General features: G+C 73.5%; 16 protein-coding genes. 5 read left to right on the plus strand and 11 right to left on the minus strand.

The window, feature by feature from the left end; all coding sequences use genetic code 11:
- Nucleotide 1 precedes the first annotated feature (1 nt).
- The 3 genes from ACIRG6_RS28005 to ACIRG6_RS28015 form a co-directional block, all read right to left on the minus strand.
- The gene (locus tag ACIRG6_RS28005; RefSeq protein WP_003993510.1) at nucleotides 2–298 is read right to left on the minus strand and encodes a DUF4193 domain-containing protein; all 297 of its coding nucleotides are present in this window, start codon (nucleotides 296–298) and stop codon (nucleotides 2–4) included.
- A 406-nt stretch (nucleotides 299–704) separates the two neighbouring features.
- The gene (locus tag ACIRG6_RS28010; protein ID WP_364820149.1) at nucleotides 705–1,952 is read right to left on the minus strand and encodes a sensor histidine kinase; all 1,248 of its coding nucleotides are present in this window, start codon (nucleotides 1,950–1,952) and stop codon (nucleotides 705–707) included.
- A gap of 6 nt (nucleotides 1,953–1,958) precedes the next feature.
- Nucleotides 1,959–2,612 carry a response regulator transcription factor gene (locus tag ACIRG6_RS28015; RefSeq protein ID WP_003993508.1) on the minus strand — a complete coding sequence of 218 codons (654 nt, stop codon included), beginning with the start codon at nucleotides 2,610–2,612 and terminating at the stop codon, nucleotides 1,959–1,961.
- A 468-nt stretch (nucleotides 2,613–3,080) separates the two neighbouring features.
- Between ACIRG6_RS28015 and ACIRG6_RS28020 the strand changes: the two genes are divergently transcribed.
- Entirely contained in the window at nucleotides 3,081–3,254 is a 174-nt protein-coding gene (locus ACIRG6_RS28020) for a hypothetical protein (protein WP_189231859.1), read from the plus strand.
- Nucleotides 3,255–3,347: 93 nt separating this feature from the next.
- On the opposite strand, the gene ACIRG6_RS28025 is transcribed toward ACIRG6_RS28020, so the two are convergent.
- Both ACIRG6_RS28025 and ACIRG6_RS28030 read right to left on the minus strand, forming a co-directional pair.
- Nucleotides 3,348–4,166: an inositol monophosphatase family protein gene (locus ACIRG6_RS28025; protein ID WP_403324930.1), complete on the minus strand. Its 819-nt coding sequence runs from the start codon at nucleotides 4,164–4,166 to the stop codon at nucleotides 3,348–3,350.
- 8 nt (nucleotides 4,167–4,174) lie between these two features.
- On the minus strand, nucleotides 4,175–5,302 hold the full coding sequence (locus ACIRG6_RS28030) for a ferrochelatase (protein WP_403324931.1): 1,128 nt from the start codon (nucleotides 5,300–5,302) through the stop codon (nucleotides 4,175–4,177).
- 141 nt (nucleotides 5,303–5,443) lie between these two features.
- On the opposite strand from ACIRG6_RS28030, the gene ACIRG6_RS28035 reads away from it, so the two are divergent.
- Both ACIRG6_RS28035 and ACIRG6_RS28040 read left to right on the plus strand, forming a co-directional pair.
- Complete coding sequence (locus tag ACIRG6_RS28035; protein WP_239763739.1) at nucleotides 5,444–6,703, plus strand: MFS transporter; 1,260 nt, start codon at nucleotides 5,444–5,446, stop codon at nucleotides 6,701–6,703.
- Nucleotides 6,645–7,982 (plus strand): D-arabinono-1,4-lactone oxidase, encoded by a 1,338-nt coding sequence (locus ACIRG6_RS28040; protein WP_403324932.1) that lies wholly within the window; start codon nucleotides 6,645–6,647, stop codon nucleotides 7,980–7,982. Before ACIRG6_RS28035 ends, ACIRG6_RS28040 begins: the two co-directional genes overlap by 59 nt.
- Here the strand turns inward: ACIRG6_RS28040 and ACIRG6_RS28045 are convergent.
- Nucleotides 7,906–8,754, minus strand: a complete 849-nt coding sequence (locus tag ACIRG6_RS28045) for a hypothetical protein (protein ID WP_364677558.1) — start codon at nucleotides 8,752–8,754, stop codon at nucleotides 7,906–7,908. The two genes, ACIRG6_RS28040 and ACIRG6_RS28045, sit on opposite strands and share 77 nt — an antisense overlap.
- A 472-nt stretch (nucleotides 8,755–9,226) precedes the next feature.
- Here ACIRG6_RS28045 and sepH point away from each other — a divergent pair, with 472 nt between their 5' ends.
- Nucleotides 9,227–10,285 (plus strand): septation protein SepH, encoded by a 1,059-nt coding sequence (gene sepH, locus ACIRG6_RS28050; RefSeq protein WP_318214773.1) that lies wholly within the window; start codon nucleotides 9,227–9,229, stop codon nucleotides 10,283–10,285.
- Between the two features lie 208 nt (nucleotides 10,286–10,493).
- Here sepH and ACIRG6_RS28055 read toward each other — a convergent pair whose 3' ends face one another.
- Entirely contained in the window at nucleotides 10,494–11,345 is an 852-nt protein-coding gene (locus ACIRG6_RS28055) for a sulfurtransferase (RefSeq protein WP_403324933.1), read from the minus strand.
- Between the two features lie 249 nt (nucleotides 11,346–11,594).
- On the opposite strand from ACIRG6_RS28055, the gene ACIRG6_RS28060 reads away from it, so the two are divergent.
- Nucleotides 11,595–12,398: a VOC family protein gene (locus ACIRG6_RS28060; protein WP_364677555.1), complete on the plus strand. Its 804-nt coding sequence runs from the start codon at nucleotides 11,595–11,597 to the stop codon at nucleotides 12,396–12,398.
- A gap of 18 nt (nucleotides 12,399–12,416) precedes the next feature.
- Here ACIRG6_RS28060 and ACIRG6_RS28065 read toward each other — a convergent pair whose 3' ends face one another.
- The 4 genes from ACIRG6_RS28065 to ACIRG6_RS28080 are packed head-to-tail and all read right to left on the minus strand — an operon-like array spanning nucleotide 12,417 to nucleotide 17,726.
- Nucleotides 12,417–13,601 carry a vWA domain-containing protein gene (locus tag ACIRG6_RS28065; protein ID WP_403324934.1) on the minus strand — a complete coding sequence of 395 codons (1,185 nt, stop codon included), beginning with the start codon at nucleotides 13,599–13,601 and terminating at the stop codon, nucleotides 12,417–12,419.
- An 11-nt stretch (nucleotides 13,602–13,612) separates the two neighbouring features.
- A complete protein-coding gene (locus ACIRG6_RS28070) occupies nucleotides 13,613–14,818 on the minus strand; it encodes an AAA family ATPase (protein ID WP_364677551.1) in 1,206 nt (401 codons plus the stop codon).
- Nucleotides 14,815–16,596 carry an ankyrin repeat domain-containing protein gene (locus ACIRG6_RS28075; protein ID WP_364677549.1) on the minus strand — a complete coding sequence of 594 codons (1,782 nt, stop codon included), beginning with the start codon at nucleotides 16,594–16,596 and terminating at the stop codon, nucleotides 14,815–14,817. The genes ACIRG6_RS28070 and ACIRG6_RS28075 overlap by 4 nt, the downstream gene beginning before the upstream one ends.
- Complete coding sequence (locus ACIRG6_RS28080) at nucleotides 16,593–17,726, minus strand: leucine-rich repeat domain-containing protein (protein WP_403324935.1); 1,134 nt, start codon at nucleotides 17,724–17,726, stop codon at nucleotides 16,593–16,595. Before ACIRG6_RS28080 ends, ACIRG6_RS28075 begins: the two co-directional genes overlap by 4 nt.
- Nucleotides 17,727–17,818 lie beyond the last annotated feature (92 nt).

Raw genomic sequence — 17,818 nt, forward strand, 5'->3', positions numbered from 1 at the left:
CTCAGTCGCAGTCGCGGCAGATCGGCTGGCCGTTCTTCTCCCGGGCCAGCTGGCTGCGGTGGTGCACCAGGAAGCAGCTCATGCAGGTGAACTCGTCCTGCTGCTTCGGCAGTACACGGACGGCCAGTTCCTCGTTGGAAAGGTCTGCGCCGGGAAGCTCGAGGCCCTCTGCGGCTTCGAACTCGTCGACGTCGACGGCCGAGGCGGACTTGTCGTTCCGCCGGGCCTTCAGCTCTTCAAGGCTGTCCGAGTCGACGTCGTCGTCGGTCTTGCGTGGAGTGTCGTAATCGGTGGCCATGGTCGCTCTCCCCCTCTGGGTGTCTGCGGGTGTCTCCAGCGCACGTAACGCGTGAGAGGCCGGACTTGTGCCCGACCCGAGGCGGAGATTTTGCCTCACATCAAGGTCTGTTACTCAATCGACACCCAACCGGACTCCTCAAGAGTGATCGGCTTGGATGGCGATGGGGACCGTACACGGTCCGAATGCCGCACTTCAAAGGCGTCTCACCGTGTACTTCCCGTGATCAGGACCCCTGAAAACCAGGATTTTCCCGGCCTTCCGACAGGGTGCATGATCACGGAGAGTAGAGGGCGGGAAAGCCGTCGCTGTGATCGATCACACACGCGAACCTCTGGACGGTGACCTGGAAATTCCGCTCAAAGCGAACATCCCCGGGCCCCGGCGAGATGTCGGGGTCATGATCTCAGACCGGAAGCGTGACACGCATCACGAGCCCTCCGCCCTCGCGCGGCTGCGCGTAGATGTGGCCGCCGTGCGCCCTGGCCACCGACCGCGCGATGGACAGGCCGAGGCCGACGCCCTTGTCGCTGCCCGTGCGCTCGGTGCGCAGCCGCCGGAACGGCTCGAAGAGGTTGTCGATCTCGTACGCCGGCACGACCGGGCCCGTGTTGGTGACCACCAGGACCGCCTGGCCGTTCTCCATCGCCGTGGTGACCTCCACCCAGCCCTGTTCGGCCAGGTTGTAGCGCACGGCGTTCTGCACCAGGTTGAGGGCGATCCGCTCCAGCAGCACGCCGTTGCCCTGGACCACCGCGGGCTCGCGCTCGCCCTTGATCCGTACGCCCTTGGCCTCCGCCTCGGCGTGCACCTGGTCGATGGCCTGCCCTGCGACCTCGGCGAGGTCCACGGGCTTGCGCTCGACGATCTGGTTGTCGCTGCGGGCGAGCAGCAGCAGGCCCTCGACGAGCTGCTCGCTGCGCTCGTTGGTGGCCAGCAGCGTCTTGCCGAGCTGCTGGAGCTCCACCGGGGCGTTCGGATCGGACAGGTGTACTTCCAAGAGGGTGCGGTTGATCGCGAGCGGCGTGCGCAGCTCGTGCGAGGCGTTGCCGACGAAACGCTGCTGGGCCGTGAAGGCGCGCTGCAATCGCTCCAGCATGTCGTCGAAGGTGTCCGCCAGCTCCTTGAGCTCGTCGTCCGGGCCGTCCAGCTCGATGCGCCGGGACAGGTCGGAACCGGCCACGGCGCGCGCGGTGCGGGTGATCCGGCCCAGCGGCGACAGGACCCGGCCGGCCATGGCGTAGCCGAAGGCGAAGGCGATCACGGCGAGGCCGAGCAGGGCCAGCAGCGAGCGGCTGAGCAGGTTGTCCAGGGCGACCTGACGCTGGTGGTCGATGCACTCGCTGATCGCCGCGTTGAACGTGGACAGCGAGAGGTTGCTCGCGTTGTTCACGACCGGGCACTTGTCGCTCGCGACCTTGATGTCGGTGCCGCCGACGATCTTGAACAGCGGTTCGTTGCCCGTGTTCAGCGCCTGCGCCGCCAGCAGGTAGATGATCGACAGCAGCAGGATGCCCGCGATCAGGAACATGCCGCCGTAGAGCAGCGTGAGCCTTATCCGGATGGTGGGGCGCAGCCACGGCAGGGGGGTCGCCGGGCGGGGGTCCCAGGTGGGCTTCGGGGGCGCCCCGGGAGGCGCGGGTGTCGTGGCCACGGTCGATCAGATCCGGTAGCCGGAGCCGGGCACGGTGACGATGACGGGCGGCTCGCCCAGCTTGCGGCGCAGGGTCATCACGGTCACGCGCACGACGTTGGTGAACGGGTCGGTGTTCTCGTCCCACGCCTTCTCCAGCAGCTGCTCCGCGGAGACGACCGCGCCCTCGCTGCGCATGAGCACCTCCAGCACGGCGAACTCCTTGGGGGCGAGCTGGACCTCCTTGCCGTCGCGGAAGACCTCGCGGCGGTTGGGGTCGAGCTTGATCCCGGCGCGCTCCAGCACGGGCGGCAGCGGCACGCTGGTGCGCCGGCCCAGCGCGCGCACGCGCGCGATGAGCTCGCTGAAGGCGAAGGGCTTGGGCAGGTAGTCGTCGGCGCCGATCTCCAGGCCCTCGACCCGGTCGCTGACGTCGCCGGAGGCCGTGAGCATCAGCACGCGGGTGGGCATGCCGAGTTCGACGATCTTGCGGCAGACGTCGTCGCCGTGCACCAGGGGGAGGTCGCGGTCGAGGACGACCACGTCGTAGTCGTTGACGCCGATGCGCTCCAGGGCGGCCGCACCGTCGTACACGACGTCGACGGCCATGGCCTCCCGGCGCAGTCCGGTGGCCACCGCATCTGCGAGCAGCTGCTCGTCCTCGACGACGAGTACGCGCACGTCGCTTGTCCTTCCTGTGTCCACCCGCGTAGCGCCGCTCGGACGCACGAGGGCAGGGGGGCTCGTGGGTGTGTTGGCCTCCATCCTGCCCTTTTCGGTCATAAGTCGGCTGTAAGGCGGGGAAGGGACCGGTCAGGGCCGGCCGGGTCGGCCGGCCCTGACCGGCCGGGCGGAAAACGGTCGTCCGGAAAGGATCGCCGGACCGGGAATGCGGGATTTTCTCGGGCGGTTGAGGTTTCCGCGGGAGGGAGCTGGGGGAGGACGGCTTTACACCCCGCGATCACGCTCTGCCTGTACCGCACGCCACGCGGTGCGCCGCGGTCCGCTTCCGCAGAGCGGGCGTGGGTGTCCGGCACCGCCGCCGCCCAGCCGGGCAGCGCTGGGCACTCCACCGGAGACGTGATCGCCCCTTCCGAATCGGCACACCCCCGTGCCACCGACCCACGACCCAGGACGAGGGGGCGCAGCATGGACGCTTTCACCGCAGGACTTCTGCAGCGCATACAGACGACCGAGTCCGACCTGTCCCGGGCTCGCGACGAGGGCGACGAGTTCCTCGTCGAGGTCGAGCTGGGTGAGCTCGACGATCTGCGCCGCCTGGCCGCCGAGCACGGTGTGGAGGTCGGGGCGACCGGCGTCTGACCGGCCCGCGAAAGCGACGGGGCCCCGGCGGGATCCAGCGCCGGGGCCCCGTCGCGTCGGGCCGTCGGGAGACGTCGCGGGACGACGGTCGGGTCAGGCGCCGAAGTCCACCAGGAGCCGCTGGAGGGGCTGGAAGACGTCGGGGGTGGCGGCGATCGTCAGATCGCGTGACGGGCGTTCCCCGGGGCGCCCACCGGTCACGGCGCCCGCCTCCCGGGCGATCAGGTCGCCCGCCGCGAGGTCCCAGGGGTGCAGTCCGCGTTCGTAGTAGCCGTCGAGGCGGCCCGCGGCCACGTCGCACAGGTCGATCGCGGCCGAGCCGCCGCGCCGGATGTCCCGCACGAGGGGGATCAGCCGCCGCGCGATCTCGGCCTGCTCGGCGCGGACCTCGGCGACGTAGTTGAAGCCGGTGGAGACCAGCGCCTGGTCCAGCGGTGCCGCCGGCCGGCAGGCGAGCCGCCGTTCGCCGATCCAGGCTCCCGTCGCCCAGGCCCCGCCGCCCCGGACCGCCCAGTACGTCTCGCCGCGCATCGGGGCCACGACCACCCCGGCGACCCGCTCGCCGTCCTGTTCGGCGGCGATGGAGACCGCCCAGGTGGGCAGTCCGTACAGGTAGTTGACCGTGCCGTCGAGCGGGTCGATCACCCAGCGGACGCCGCTGGTGCCCTCGACGGCGGCGCCCTCCTCACCGAGGAAGCCGTCGTCGGGGCGGCGGTCGGAGACCAGGCCGGTGATCAGCTTCTCGGCGGCGATGTCCATCTCGGTCACCACATCGATCGGGCTCGACTTGGTGGCCGCGACCTCGAGGTCGGCCGGGCGGCCGTCGCGCAGCAGTTCGCCCGCCCGGTGAGCGGCCTCCTGGGCGATCTTCAGCAGCTCCGTGTGGAGGGGGTCGGTCGTCACGTCGGTCACGGGGCTCCTCAGGCGTAGGGGCTGTCGGCGCCCGCGGCGGCGGGCCGGGGGGCGCGGGCGGGGCAGCAGCCGACGGGGCACAGGTTGTGGCTCGCGCCGAGCGCGCCCAGGGCGCACGGCGTGACCTCCTGGCCGCGCTCGACCGAGGCCCGTTCCAGGACGAGGTCGCGGACAGCGGCGGCGAACCGCGGGTCGGCGCCGACGGTGGCCGAACGGCGCACCGGCAGCCCCAGCTCCCCGGCCTTCGCCGTGGCCTCCGTGTCGAGGTCGTAGAGGACCTCCATGTGGTCGGAGACGAAGCCGATGGGGGCCATCACCACGGCGGGGGCGCCGGCCGCGTGGCGCTCCTCCAGGTGGTCGCAGATGTCGGGCTCCAGCCACGGGATGTGCGGGGCGCCGGAGCGCGACTGGTAGACGAGCTTCCAGGGGTGGTCGACGCCGGTGCGCTCCCGGACCGCGTCGGCGATCAGCTGCGCCACGTCCAGGTGCTGACGGACGTAGGCACCGCCGTCGCCGTGCTCCTCGACGGGGCCGGATGTGTCGGACGCGGCGGTGGGGATCGAGTGGGTCGAGAACGCGATGTGCGCGCCGTCCCGGACCTCCTCGGGCAGCTCGGCGAGGGACCGGACGACTCCGTCGACCATGGGCTCGACGAAGCCGGGGTGGTTGAAGTAGTGCCGCAGCTTGTCGATCCTCGGCGGCTCGAGGCCCTCGGCCTCCAGGGCGGCGAGCGCGTCCGCGAGGTTCTCGCGGTACTGACGGCAGCCCGAGTACGAGGCGTAGGCGCTGGTGGCGAGGACGAGGATGCGGCGGCGGCCGTCGTGGACCATCTCGCGCAGGGTGTCCGTCAGGTACGGCGCCCAGTTGCGGTTGCCCCAGTAGACCGGCAGGTCCAGGCCGTGCTCGGCGAAGTCCTTGCGGAGCGCGTCCAGCAGGGCACGGTTCTGGTCGTTGATGGGGCTGACCCCGCCGAAGAGGAAGTAGTGCTGTCCGACTTCCTTGAGGCGTTCCTTGGGGATGCCGCGCCCGCGCGTCACGTTCTCCAGGAACGGGACCACGTCGTCCGGGCCCTCCGGGCCGCCGAACGAGAGCAGGAGCAGGGCGTCGTAGGGGCTGGCATCGAGCACGTCTGGCATGTCTCGATCCTGCCACCCGGCACTGACACAGGACATCGGTGGGTGGCCACGGTGCGTCCGCGGGGGTTCTTTCGGGGCACCTGCGCGCGTAAGCTGTATCGACTGCGATCGCACCTTACTGAGCCGTTACCGGAGACCTCGTTGCCCAGCCCCTACCGCGCCCTGTTCGCCGCCCCCGGCAGCAAGGGCTTCTCCTTCGCGGGCTTCCTCGGCCGGATGCCGCTGTCGATGATGGGCATCGGCGTGGTCACGATGATCTCCCAGCTCACCGGCCGGTACGGACTGGCCGGCGGACTGTCGGCCACCATCGCGCTCGCCGCCGCCGTGGCCGGACCGCAGGTCTCGCGGCTGGTGGACCGCTACGGCCAGCGGCGCGTGCTGCGCCCGGCCACGCTGGTGTCGCTCACCGCGGCGGCGGTGCTGCTGCCGGCCGCGCACTACGGCTGGCCGGACTGGGTGCTGTTCGCGGCCTGCGTGGGCATCGGCTGCGTGCCGAGCCTCGGCGCGATGGTGCGCGCCCGCTGGGCGGCCATCTACCGGGGCACCCCCCAGCTGCACACCGCGTACTCCTTCGAGTCCGTGGTGGACGAGGTCTGCTTCATCTTCGGGCCGATCATCTCCATCGGCCTGTCCACGGCGTGGTTCCCGGAGGCCGGTCCGCTGCTGGCCGCCTGCTTCCTGGCGGCCGGTGTCTTCTGGCTGACCGCCCAGCGCGCCACCGAGCCCGTGCCGCATCCGCGCGAGCACAAGGGCCGCGGCGGCACCGCGCTGAGCTCCAGGGGGCTGCAGGTCCTGGTCGCCACGTTCGCGGCGACGGGGACGATCTTCGGGGCCGTCGACGTGGTCACCGTGGCCTTCGCCGAGGAGGAGGGGCACAAGGCCGCCGCCAGTCTCGTGCTCGCCCTGTACGCGGCGGGCTCCTGCACGGCGGCCATGATCTTCGGTCTGCTGCGCTTCGCCGGACCGCCCGAGCGCCGCTGGCTGCTGGGCGTCTGTGCGATGGCCGTGAGTATGATCCCCCTCCTACTGGTCGGAAACCTGCCGTTTCTGGCCGCGGCGCTGTTCGTTGCGGGTCTGTCCATCGCTCCCACGATGATCACGACCATGTCCCTCATCGAAGAGCACGTACCACGCGCGCAGCTCACCGAGGGCATGACCTGGGTGAGCACCGGGCTCGCGGTCGGGGTCGCGCTCGGTTCGTCCGCGGGCGGCTGGGTGATCGACGCGGCCGGGGCGCGTGCCGGGTACGGGGTTCCGGCGGTGGCCGGGGCCGTGGCGGTCGCGGTCGGTTTCCTCGGGTACCGCCGGCTCAAGCGGCCGGCTCCGCGTCGGGGAGGGACCGTTGAGCAGCACACGCACGGCGAGCGGGAAGACGAGCGGGAAGAACCGCACATGGCGTAACTGGGGCGGCAACGTCTCCGCGCGTCCCACGCGGGAGGTCGCTCCGGCGTCCGTCGACGAACTGGCCGAGGCCGTACGCCGGGCCGCCGAGGACGGGCTGCGGGTCAAGGCCGTCGGCACCGGGCATTCCTTCACGTCCATAGCCGCGACGGACGGGGTGTTGATCCGCCCTCACCTGTTGACCGGCATCCGTCGCATCGACCGCGACGCCATGACGGTCACGGTGGAGGCCGGGACCCCGCTCAAGAGGCTCAACGTGGCCCTCGCGCGGGAGGGCCTGTCGCTCACCAACATGGGCGACATCATGGAGCAGACGGTCTCCGGGGCCACCAGCACCGGCACCCACGGCACGGGCCGCGACTCGGCCTCGATCGCCGCGCAGATCAAGGGCCTGGAGCTGGTCACGGCCGACGGCTCGGTGCTCACCTGCTCGGACAAGGAGAACCCCGAGGTCTTCGCGGCCGCCCGGATCGGCCTCGGCGCCCTCGGCGTCGTCACCGCGATCACCTTCGCCGTGGAGCCGGTCTTCCTGCTGACGGCCCGCGAGGAGCCGATGCCGTTCGAGCGGGTCCTCGCCGACTTCGACGAACTGTGGGCCGAGAACGAGCACTTCGAGTTCTACTGGTTCCCGCACACCGGCAGCACCAACACCAAGCGCAACAACCGCAGCGCGGGCCCGGCCCAGCCGGTGGGGCGGCTCCAGGGCTGGTTCGACGACGAGTTCCTCTCCAACGGCGTCTTCCAGGCGGCCAACTGGGTCGGCCGCGCGGTGCCGGCCACCATCCCGGCGATCGCGCGGATCTCCAGCAAGGCCCTGTCCGCGCGGACGTACACCGACATCCCCTACGAGGTCTTCACCTCCCCGCGCCGGGTGCGGTTCGTGGAGATGGAGTACGCCGTTCCGCGCGAGGCCGTCGTCGAGACGCTGCGCGAGCTCAAGGCGATGGTCGACCGGTCGGGGCTGAGGATCAGTTTCCCGGTCGAGGTGCGGACGGCTCCGGCCGACGACATCACGCTGTCCACCGCGTCGGGCCGCGACAGCGCGTACATCGCCGTCCACATGTTCAGGGGAACTCCCTACCGGGCCTACTTCACCGCCGCCGAGCGCATCTTCACCGCGCACGAGGGGCGCCCGCACTGGGGCAAGGTGCACACCCGGGACGCCGAGTACTTCGCCGGGGTGTATCCGCGCTTCGGCGAGTTCACGGCGCTGCGGGACCGTCTTGACCCTGATCGCCGGTTCCAGAACGACTACTTGCGTCGGGTTCTGGGGTCGTAGCCGACGCGTCGGGGGCCGGGCTCGTGCCCTCGCCGGACCCGTCGCCCCCGGTGGCGCTCGACGTGGGCGCCGGGCTGGGGCCGGTACCGCCGTCCTCCGGGGCGGTGCCGTCCGACGACGTGCCGCCCTCGGAGCCGCTCGGGGTCCCGGACGGAGTCGCCGCCGGTGCGTCCTCACCGGTGCCGGAATCCCCGGGGTCCTGCGAGCCCGTCGGGGCCGGGGACTCCTCGGAGTCCCCGGAGCCGCCCGACTCCCCCGGGTCCGACGCGGACTTGCCGTGACCGGAGAGGGCACTGCCGACGGTCGTGCTCTGCCCGCCGCTCAGGTTGTGGCCGGAGACGACCTCGTAGGCGGTGATCCCTCCCATGGTGACGCCGAAGACGAGGGCCGCCGCGACCAGCGGCCGCTTCCAGCTCGTGACCCGCGCCCGGTAGACGGTGCCCTCGGTGAACTCGCCGGGAGCGGGCGCCGTTCGTCCGCCGGAGCGTCCGGCACCCGCCGCGACGCCCGCCTCGGCGGCGCGCTTGGCCCGCAACTGCTCCGCGGTGCGCCTGAAGAAGTGCTGGAACACCGAGCCGCCGCAGGTGGCGACGACGCTGATCAGGCCGGCGCCGACGATCGTTCCGTAGACGCCGAAGGAGGAGGCGAGCTTGGCCGCGACCACCGCCGCCAGGGCGCTGCCCGCGACCTGGGGCACGCTCAAGTCGATTCGCTTGGATTCCACCTCCGTACGCATGTCCGCTTCACCGACGACATCGGGCCTTTCACGCATCCCCGGACCTTGCCTGCCTTTTCCGTACGTGATCGATCAACTGCACGAGAAGGGGACGTACGGTCGAAACCAATAGTTCCGTTTCTGGTGATTCCGTGAAGTACGCCACGTGCAAGATCGCGGAAAACGCGCCGGGGGCGGCCAAGTACCCCCTCTTGTCAGAAGTCGGGCGGCGTGCCAATCCACGCAGGTGGCCCGAATGGAGTACTGTGGCGAGCCCTGGGTCCGGTCTCCCGACAGGGGGTTCAGGATCCTGAAGGACCGCCGGGAGGGGGCTGAGTGCACAGGGTGACGGAGTTGGTCACTTAGCGTTGCGAATTGGTAACCGTGCCATAACGGCGATCCAGGGCCCGCGCCCGACACGCCGGGCAACTCGGCAAGGTTGTGGCAGGCTGCACCCGGGCAGGCCACACTCGACAGAGCGGAAGCAGCGACGCACGTGACGTCGGCAGGCACCACCCGGGAGGTCCCCATGCCCGAACTGCGTGTCGTGGCCGTCTCGAATGACGGCACACGGCTGGTGCTGAAGGCTGCGGACAGCACGGAGTACACGCTTCCGATCGACGAGCGGCTCCGGGCCGCCGTACGCGGCGACCGTCCCCGCCTCGGCCAGATCGAGATCGAGGTGGAGAGTCATCTCCGCCCCCGCGACATCCAGGCGCGTATACGTGCCGGTGCGACCGCGGAAGAAGTCGCCCAGATGGCCGGCATCCCCGTCGATCGCGTACGACGCTTCGAGGGCCCCGTCCTCGCGGAGCGCGCCTTCATGGCGGAACGGGCCCGCAAGACCCCCGTCCGCCGGCCCGGCGAGAACTCCGGGCCGCCCCTCGGCGAGGCCGTGCAGGAACGGCTGCTGCTGCGCGGCGCCGAGAAGGACACCGTGCAGTGGGACTCGTGGCGCCGCGACGACGGCACCTGGGAGGTCCTGCTGGTCTACCTGGTCGCGGGCGAACCCCACTCGGCGAGCTGGACGTACGACCCGCCCCGGCGGCTCGTCCAGGCCGTCGACGAAGAGGCGCGCGCGCTGATCGGCGAGACCGACGACCTCGCGGCGAACGAGCCGAGCTTCCCGTTCGTCCCGCGCATCGCACGGCTGCCGCGCGACCGGCCGCTGGACCGCACCCTCGACCGGGAGCACCGGGAACGGCCGAGTCTGCCCGCGCAGCCGTCCGAGCCGGCCGAGGAGACCACGGCCACCGCGTCGGGCGAACGCGAGCGGGACTCGCTGACCAGTCTGCTGGAGGCGGTGCCGAGCTTCCGGGGCGATCTGGTGGTCCCCGAGCGGGTGCCGGAGCCGGTGGAGGAACCCGCCGAGGATCCCGAGGTGGAGGAGCCCCCCGCCCCGGCGGCGTCGGCCGGTTCCGCCTACGCGGACGTGCTGATGCCACGCTCCGTGGGCAGCCACCGGGACCGCCTCACCGGTTCCACCGACCGTCAGGCCGAGGCCGACGGCGTCCGTCCGGGCCGTCGCGCGGCGGTGCCGAGCTGGGACGAGATCGTGTTCGGAACACGGCGCAAGAAGCAGGAGTAGGCGGGGCGTTCCCCGCGGGGGGGGGGGGGGGCCCCCCCCCCCGGGGGGGGCCCCCCCCCCCCCCCGCGCGGCGGGGGGGGGGGCCCCCCCCCCCCCCGGGCGCCCCCCCCCCCCCGCCGCCGCGGGGGGGCGGGGGGGGGCCCCGCCCCCGCCCCCCCCCGCCCCCCCCCGGGGGGGGGCCCCCCCCCCCCCCCCCCCGCGGCGGGGACTACTGGGGATCCGGCCCCACGGCCACCGGCCGCTCCGGGTCAGACGACCACTCCGACCACGACCCCACGTACAGCGCCGCCGGGATACCGGCCACCGCCAGCGCCAGGACCTCGTGGGCGCCGGAGACACCCGAGCCGCAGTACACGCCGACCTCGCGGCCGTCGGCCGCGCCCAACGTCTTGAAGCGGGCGTGGAGTTCTTCGGCCGGCCGGAACCGGCCGTCCTCCAGCACGTTGTCCGCCGTCGGCGCCGACACCGCGCCCGGGATGTGGCCGCCGACCGGGTCGATCGGCTCGACCTCGCCCCGGTACCGCTCCCCCGCCCGGGCGTCGAACAGCACCCCGGACCGGGCCAGCGCCGCGGCCCCGTCCGCGTCCAGCAGCCCCACCGCGCCCGGCGCCGGCGTGAAGTCGCCCTCGCCGGGCACCGGGACGTCCGCGGACAGCGGCCCCTGCCAGGCGCCCAGTCCGCCGTCGAGAACCCGCACGTCCGGGTGGCCCGTCCAGCGCAGCAGCCACCAGGCGCGGGCGGCCGCCCAGCCCTGCCCGCCGTCGTAGACGACGACCGGCCGACCCGACGAGACGCCCGCGCGGCGCATCGCGGCACCGAACTGAGCGACGTCCGGCAGCGGATGGCGGCCGTGCGCACCCGGCGCGGAGGCGAGCTCCCGGTCCAGGTCGACGAAGACGGCACCGGGGATGTGTCCGGCCGCGTACTCGGCCCGGCCGTCGAAGGGCGGCGCGCCGGCCGCCTTGGCCGTGCTCAGCTGCCAGCGGACGTCGAGCAGGACGGGCGGGTTCGCGCCCGCCAGCTCGTTCGCGAGTTCGGATGCGGAGATGATGGCGTTCATGTCCCCATCCTGGCGTACCGAGTGGCCGCCGCGTCGATGTCGGGCTACTCTGCCCGCCGGACAGTACCGATCACGAGGCGTACGGAATCGGGCACATGCTGTACTGCCCGGGCCGCCGGGCCGGCCTCCGGGGCACATCCGGGGCACGTGGGACCGGGCCCGGGGCGGCATCGGCACGAGGGGCCGCGCGAGGGGCCGACGGAGCGCAAGCGGACGCACGGCCCGTGCAGGGCCGAGGAGAGAGTGACGATGACCGATGCACGGGGGCCGGCCGGCCGCGGCGGCGAGACGCACGCCCGGCGCACACCCGGCACGCCCTGCTGGGTGAGCCTGATGGTGCACGGGCCGGCCGCGACCCAGGAGTTCTACGGAGCGCTGTTCGGCTGGGAGTTCCAGCCCGGACCGCAGCAGCTCGGCCCCTACGCCCGGGCGCTGCTCGACGGGCGTGAGGTGGCGGGCATCGGCCGGCTGCCCCCGGACCGGCAACTGCCCATCGCCTGGACGCCGTACCTCGCCTCGGACGACGTGAACCGGACGGCCGAGACGGTACGCGCGTGCGGCGGCACGGTCGGCGTGGGTCCGCTGGACGCTGCCGAGGCCGGGCGCATGGCCATCGGCTCCGACCCGTCGGGCGCCGTCTTCGGCGTCTGGCAGGCCGCGACGCACCTCGGCACGGCTGTCACCGGTGAGCCCGGCACGCCCGCGTGGAACGAGCTGACGACCTTCGAGGCGGCGAGCGTCGCCAAGTTCTACCAGACGGTGTTCGGCTTCGAGGTGGAGCCGGCGACCACCGCCGGCCTCGACCACGTGACCCTCCGCCTCGACGGCCGTCCCGTCGCCGGCATCCACGGCATCGGCGACGCCCTGCCCCGCGAACGGGGGCCGCACTGGACGACGTACTTCGAGGTGGCCGACATCGGGGAGTCCCTGGAGCGGCTCACCGAACTGGGCGGGCACGTCCTGGAGCCGGCCCGGGACACCTTCCGCGGGCGCGAGGCGTCGGTGGCGGATCCCGAGGGGGCGCTGTTCTCGCTGCTGCAGAGTCCCGGGTGACCGACAGGTGCGCCTCCGTCAGGCGGTGACCCGCACCGTCTCCACCCAGTCCGGAGGCTGCGGCGCGCCCTCGCCGATCAGGGCTGCGACCAGGCGGCAGGACGGGGTCTCGGCGGGCCAGGGGGTGTAGCCGTCGGTGAGGACCACGACGATGGACGGGCGCTCCGGTGCCGCGAGCGCGGCGTCGATGCCGACGCGCATGTCGGTGCCGCCACCGCCGCCGAGGGCGACCTGCTCGGTGGACGTCACCCGGGACACGGCGTGCACGTCGGCGTCGCAGGCGAGGACGGTGACGCGGTTGCCGCGTACGCCGACCTCGCGCAGCACTCCGGTGATCTCCCCCAGGGCCGCCGCGAGTTCCGCGTCGCCCATCGAGCCGGAGGTGTCGACGACGACGGCCACCCGGGGCAGCGGGCGGCGCAGGCTCGGCAGGACGACGCCGCGCAGCGCCGGGGTGCGGCGTGACGGGCGGCGGTAGGTGTAGTCGACGGCCCCGCCGGCCCACGCGGCGGCCTCCCGCACCGCGCCGGACAGCGCCTGCCGCCAGTCCACCGTGGGTTCCAGGACCTCCTCGGCCCAGCGCTGCCAGCCCGCGGGCAGGGTGCCTCGGCTGCGCCGGTGGGCGCGCATCGCCTCGGCGGTGTGCCGGCGCAGCGCCCGGGCCTCGGCCTCCCCGAGCGGGGCGGGCCCGGTGGACGCCGGGAGTTCCCAGGGTGCCGGGCGGCCGTGTGCTCCCGAGCCGCAGTCGTGCCCCTGGACGTGCGGGGGCAGTCCGTCCAGGTACGCCTCGAACAACTGCCCGTCGGGCAGGCCGAAGAGGCGGGGCTCGACGCGTCCGGCGGGCAGGCGCAGGCCGTCGGCGAGGAGGTCGTCGTTGATCTCGCAGTCCTGGGCGACGTTGACGCGGTACCGGTCGCGCTGTTCGGCGGCGGTGAGCCGGCCGGCGCGGCCGTGGTGGTCGCGCAGCAGGTGCGCCGCCTCGTGCACCCAGACGCCGGCGAGTTCCTCCACGGGGGTCGCGGCGACGAAGGCGGGTGACACGTAGCAGCGCCAGTGCCGGTCCACTCCCATCGTCCGCACGTCGGGGCAAGGCACGACGGTCAGGGCGTACAGGGCCGACGCCAGGTAGGGCCGGTCGTTCGCCGCCCGGTAGCGGGCGGCGAGCAGCTTGGTCCTGTCCAGGTCCCCGCCGGACGACGTCATGTCCGCGGGCCTCACCGGCTGCCGGGCAGGGCCCCGGACATCTGCAGCAGGTCCAGGAACCCGTCGATGCCGGGGGGCACGGGCCACTCCAGCCGGCGCATCGCCGCCAGGTCGGTGGCGGCCCGGGCGGCCACGTCCGGTACGCCCGCGTCCACGGCCTTGGCCAGGACCGTCCAGCCGGCCTCCCAGCGGGGCCGGGTGGTTTCGCTCTGGATGGCGGCCACCACCGCGATGAGGAAGGCCAGTTGCCGGTCGCCGCGCTCGGGCAGGGCGAAGGCGTCGGGGTCGGCGAGGACCCGCTCGGGGTCCGGCAGGTCGAGGTGTTCCAGGTACGACAGCAGTTCGATGCCCGCGCCGTCCCCGACCGCACCGGTGAGCGCGGCGGCCACCGCCTCGCGGCCGGCGCCGGTCGCGTAACCCGTGGCGAGCAGCCGCAGCGCCATCTCCCAGGTCCGCGGGGACGGCCACGACCGGCCGCGGCTCTCGGCGTCGGCGGGTATGTGGTGGACCAGGCCCGGGCGGGCGGTGAGGAAACCCGAGACGGCGCCGCGGGCCCGTGCGACGGCACCGGGCACCTTGGCCGGATCGACCAGAGGGACGGCCACTTCCGGCCAGGTGCCGGCCATGCCCCGGGCGACGGTGGCCGGGTCGTGGGTCCAGTGGAGGTGGACGAAGCGGTTGGCGAGCGGCGGGCTGAGGTGCCAGCCGTCGGCGGCGCTGGAGGGCGGGTTGGCGGCGGCGACGATGCGTACCGCGTCGGGCAGGACGAGGCTGCCGACCCGGCGTTCGAGGACGACCCGCAGCAGCGCCGCCTGCACGGCCGGTGGCGCGGAGGACAGTTCGTCGAAGAAGAGCAGGCCCTGGCCGGCGTGCTTGAGCCTGACCGCCCAGTCGGGCGGGGCCATCGGCACTCCGGTCGCGGCCGGGTCGTCCCCGACGATCGGCAGTCCGGCGAAGTCCGACGGCTCGTGCACGCTGGCGATGACCGTCTCCAGCGGGAGGCCGAGTCCGGCGGCGAGTTGCTCCAGGGCGGCCGACTTGCCGATGCCCGGCTCACCCCACAGCAGGACCGGCTGATTGGCCGTCACGGCCAGTGCCAGTGCCTCCAGTTGGGGGTTGGCCCCGGGTTCGGTGCGCCGGGTGCGCAGCCGGGCGACGAGGTCGTCCGCGGCGGCCAGCGGGGTCGGTGCGGTGCGGGAGGCGGGTGCGGTGCTCAACGGTCCTCGTCCTCGTCGTCGTGGTCCTCGTTGTTGTCCATCATCTCGTCCCACCAGTCGGCGCCGAGGCCCGGATGCTCCTCCCGTACCCGTTCTCCCAGGAAAGCCAGGTCGGCACGCCTGAACCGGCGCACGACCTGGGCCAGCGAGTACTCGGCATCGTCGACCACGTCGATGCGGGCGCCGGCGGCCAGCAACGCCTCGACCAGGGACCGGGAACCGCCGTCGTTGACCGCCACGAACAGCGGTGTGCGGTCCCGGTGGTCCCGGGCCTCGAGGTCGAGGCCCTCCTCGAGCAGCCGGGGCAGGAGCGGTTCGTGGTCGAGCAGGTGCAGTACGTGGAGCAGCGTGCGCCCGCCGGCGCCGCGCACCCGGGGGTCCACGCCCGCGTCCAGGAGTTCGAGCACACCGTGGGTGTCCCCGTGCTGGGCGCGCAGGAACAGGTCCCGCATCTGGGCGCGCAGGGCCTTCGGCAGCCGGCCGCTTCCCGACGACCAGGTCTGCTGGACGGCGAAGCACCCGGCGACGGCACCTCCGAAGGCGCGCAGGGCCCGCTCGCGCTGCTGCTCCTCGTCGCTGTGCGGCATGTGGAGCAGCCCGCCGCCCGCGCGGAAGCCCACCTCGTGCCACTCGCCCCGGCACCGCACCCGTACGGGTGCGGGGGCGGCGGGCCCCGGCGGACCGACGGCCCCCTCCGCTACCCGGAGGGCCGGGAACAGCGCCTCGCGGACCAGGGGGTGCAGATGCGCCGGCTCGACTCCTCCGACGTGCAGCAGGTCGAGGTCGGGGAGTCTGCGCCAGAGCGTCTCGGGCAGGAAGGGCACGCCGTCGGCTCCGTTCGGTTCGACGGCACGGATCCGCAGCCCGGTACCGCCGGGGGACGCCGGCTCCAGCAGGATGTTCGTCCGCCAGTCGCAGGCGATGAGGAAGCGGTCCCCCACCCCCTCGTCCGTGAGCAGGCGGACCTCGGGCTCCAGACGGGTGTGGGCGAGCGCGAGCCTGCGGAGGAACCACGCCGGGTCGGCCGGGTAGCGCGTCCGGGCGTCCGGTGGGGTCACGTCGGCCACGATGCCGACCGCCTCGAAGGCCGCCCGGGCGCCGTCCCTGTGGTGCAGCAGGGTGGCCCATTCGGACCGTGCCGCCGCGTCACCGGGACCGGGATCCGCCGTGGGCAGTTCCTCCGTTTCGCGCGGCCTGGCGTCGGGGTGGAAGAAGGGCGGCCGGTCGCTGCCGCCGCACCGCTCGCGCAGTTCGACGGTGCGCCGCGCGTCCCACAGGTGCCGGGCGTACCGCCAGTCGTCGGTCCGCGGGCCGAAGACGCCGGCGGCCTTCTCGTCCCGGACTGTGCCGAAGCGCAGGGTGACGCGCTGCGGGCCCTCCCGCATCGGCGGCGTGGTGACGTGCAGATACGGCGTGGCCCGGGGGCCTTCGGCCGCCCGCACCGGCCGGTAGCGGGCGAGGACCACGGTGCGGCCGGTGTCGAGGGTGGTCCATCCGCCCAGTATTCGGGGCAGGTGCCAGCGCAGCAGGTCGGGGACCAGGTGGCGCAGGTCGTCCTCCAGCGCCTCGGCCACGTCGTGGCCGCAGTGCTCGGCGATCTCCGGCAGGTCGAGGGCGACGTCGACACCGGCCGCCGCGCAGGCCCCGCGCCAGTCGCCGGCCGAGCGGAGTTCGCCCGCGCGCTCGATCATCGTCCGGGGCACCGCGTAGCGGCGGATCCGCCGCCGGCTCGACACCTCCTCCGGTGGGAAGCACGGCAGGAGAGGGCGCGCGCTCACCGGTAGACACTTCCTATCGCGCTGAGGTCCGGATGGGCCCCGCGGGCGGGTCGCAGACGCTGGTTCAAAGACCGCTTCACCCGGCGGGGCAGTCCGGGGCCCAGGCCGACGTACTCCAGCGGTGAGCCGTCCGGCACGGCCGCCAGCAGGGACTTCGCGCCCCGCCCGGTGAGTCCGGTGTGGCGCAGCTCGAGTCTGCGCAGCGGGCTGCCGCGCAGGGCGGCGGCCAGGGCGTGGGCGCCTTCGTCACCGGTGGCGTTGGCGGGGGCGCCGAGGCTCCGCTCCGACGGCGGCCGGCCCAGGTCGAGCGCCTCGATGCCGTCCAGGGCGCCGGCGAGGGCGCGCGCCCCGGCGGGGCCGATCCCGTTGCCGCCCAGCCCGAGCCGCACCGGCCGTCCGGGGTCGGCCGCGGCCGCGAGGACGGCGGCGCCCTCGTCGCCGAGGTGGTTGGCGGGCAGGTACAGCTCGCGCACCCCCGCGTCGCGGATCAACGCGGCCAGCAGCCCGGCGGCGTCGGCGGTCAGGCCGTTCCCGCCGAGAAAGAGGCGTTGCACCGGGCGCGGGCGGCCGGTGAGGGCGTCGAGCAGCGCGCGCAGCCCCGTGATGGTGAGGCCGGTGTTGACCAGGTCGAGGGTGCGCACCGCGGTGTTGCGGCGGAGCATCGCGGCGAGGGCGCGGGCACCGTCGTCACCCACCGGGTTGCGCTTGAGCCACAGGGCGCGCACGGTCACGTCCGCCGACAGCGCGTCGGCGAGCGCGGCGGCGCCCTGCGGTCCGATGCGGTTGCAGCCGAGGTAGAGCGTGTGCAGGCCGTGGCCGTCGCCGAGCGCCCGGGTGACCGTCAACGCCCCTTCGTCGCCGACGGCGTTGGTGCCGAGCAGGATGTGCCGGGCGTGCGGCGAGGTGGCGGCGACGGGCATCAGGCGGGCGGCGCCGGCCGCTCCGAGCCCCTGCTTGCAGAGGTCGACGCGGCCGTCCGCACGCACGGTGCCGACCGGGAAGGTCTCGTCGGTCTCCACCGCGCGCTCCGACCTCAGCCGGGCCAGCAGCGGGTCCAGGCCGGCGGGGTCGCCGATCGGGATGTCCGGGTGCTCGATCGCCGGGCAGCGCACGGGTGTCGGCTGCGTCATCACCACTCCACCGGTCCGTCGCCGGTGCCCGGCGCGCCGAGGGCGGCATCGCCCTCCGCCCGCCCGGGACGGACCGACGCCAATCGACTCTC

This window comes from Streptomyces flaveolus, assembly GCF_044765825.1.
Classification (GTDB): Bacteria; Actinomycetota; Actinomycetes; order Streptomycetales; family Streptomycetaceae; genus Streptomyces; species Streptomyces flaveolus.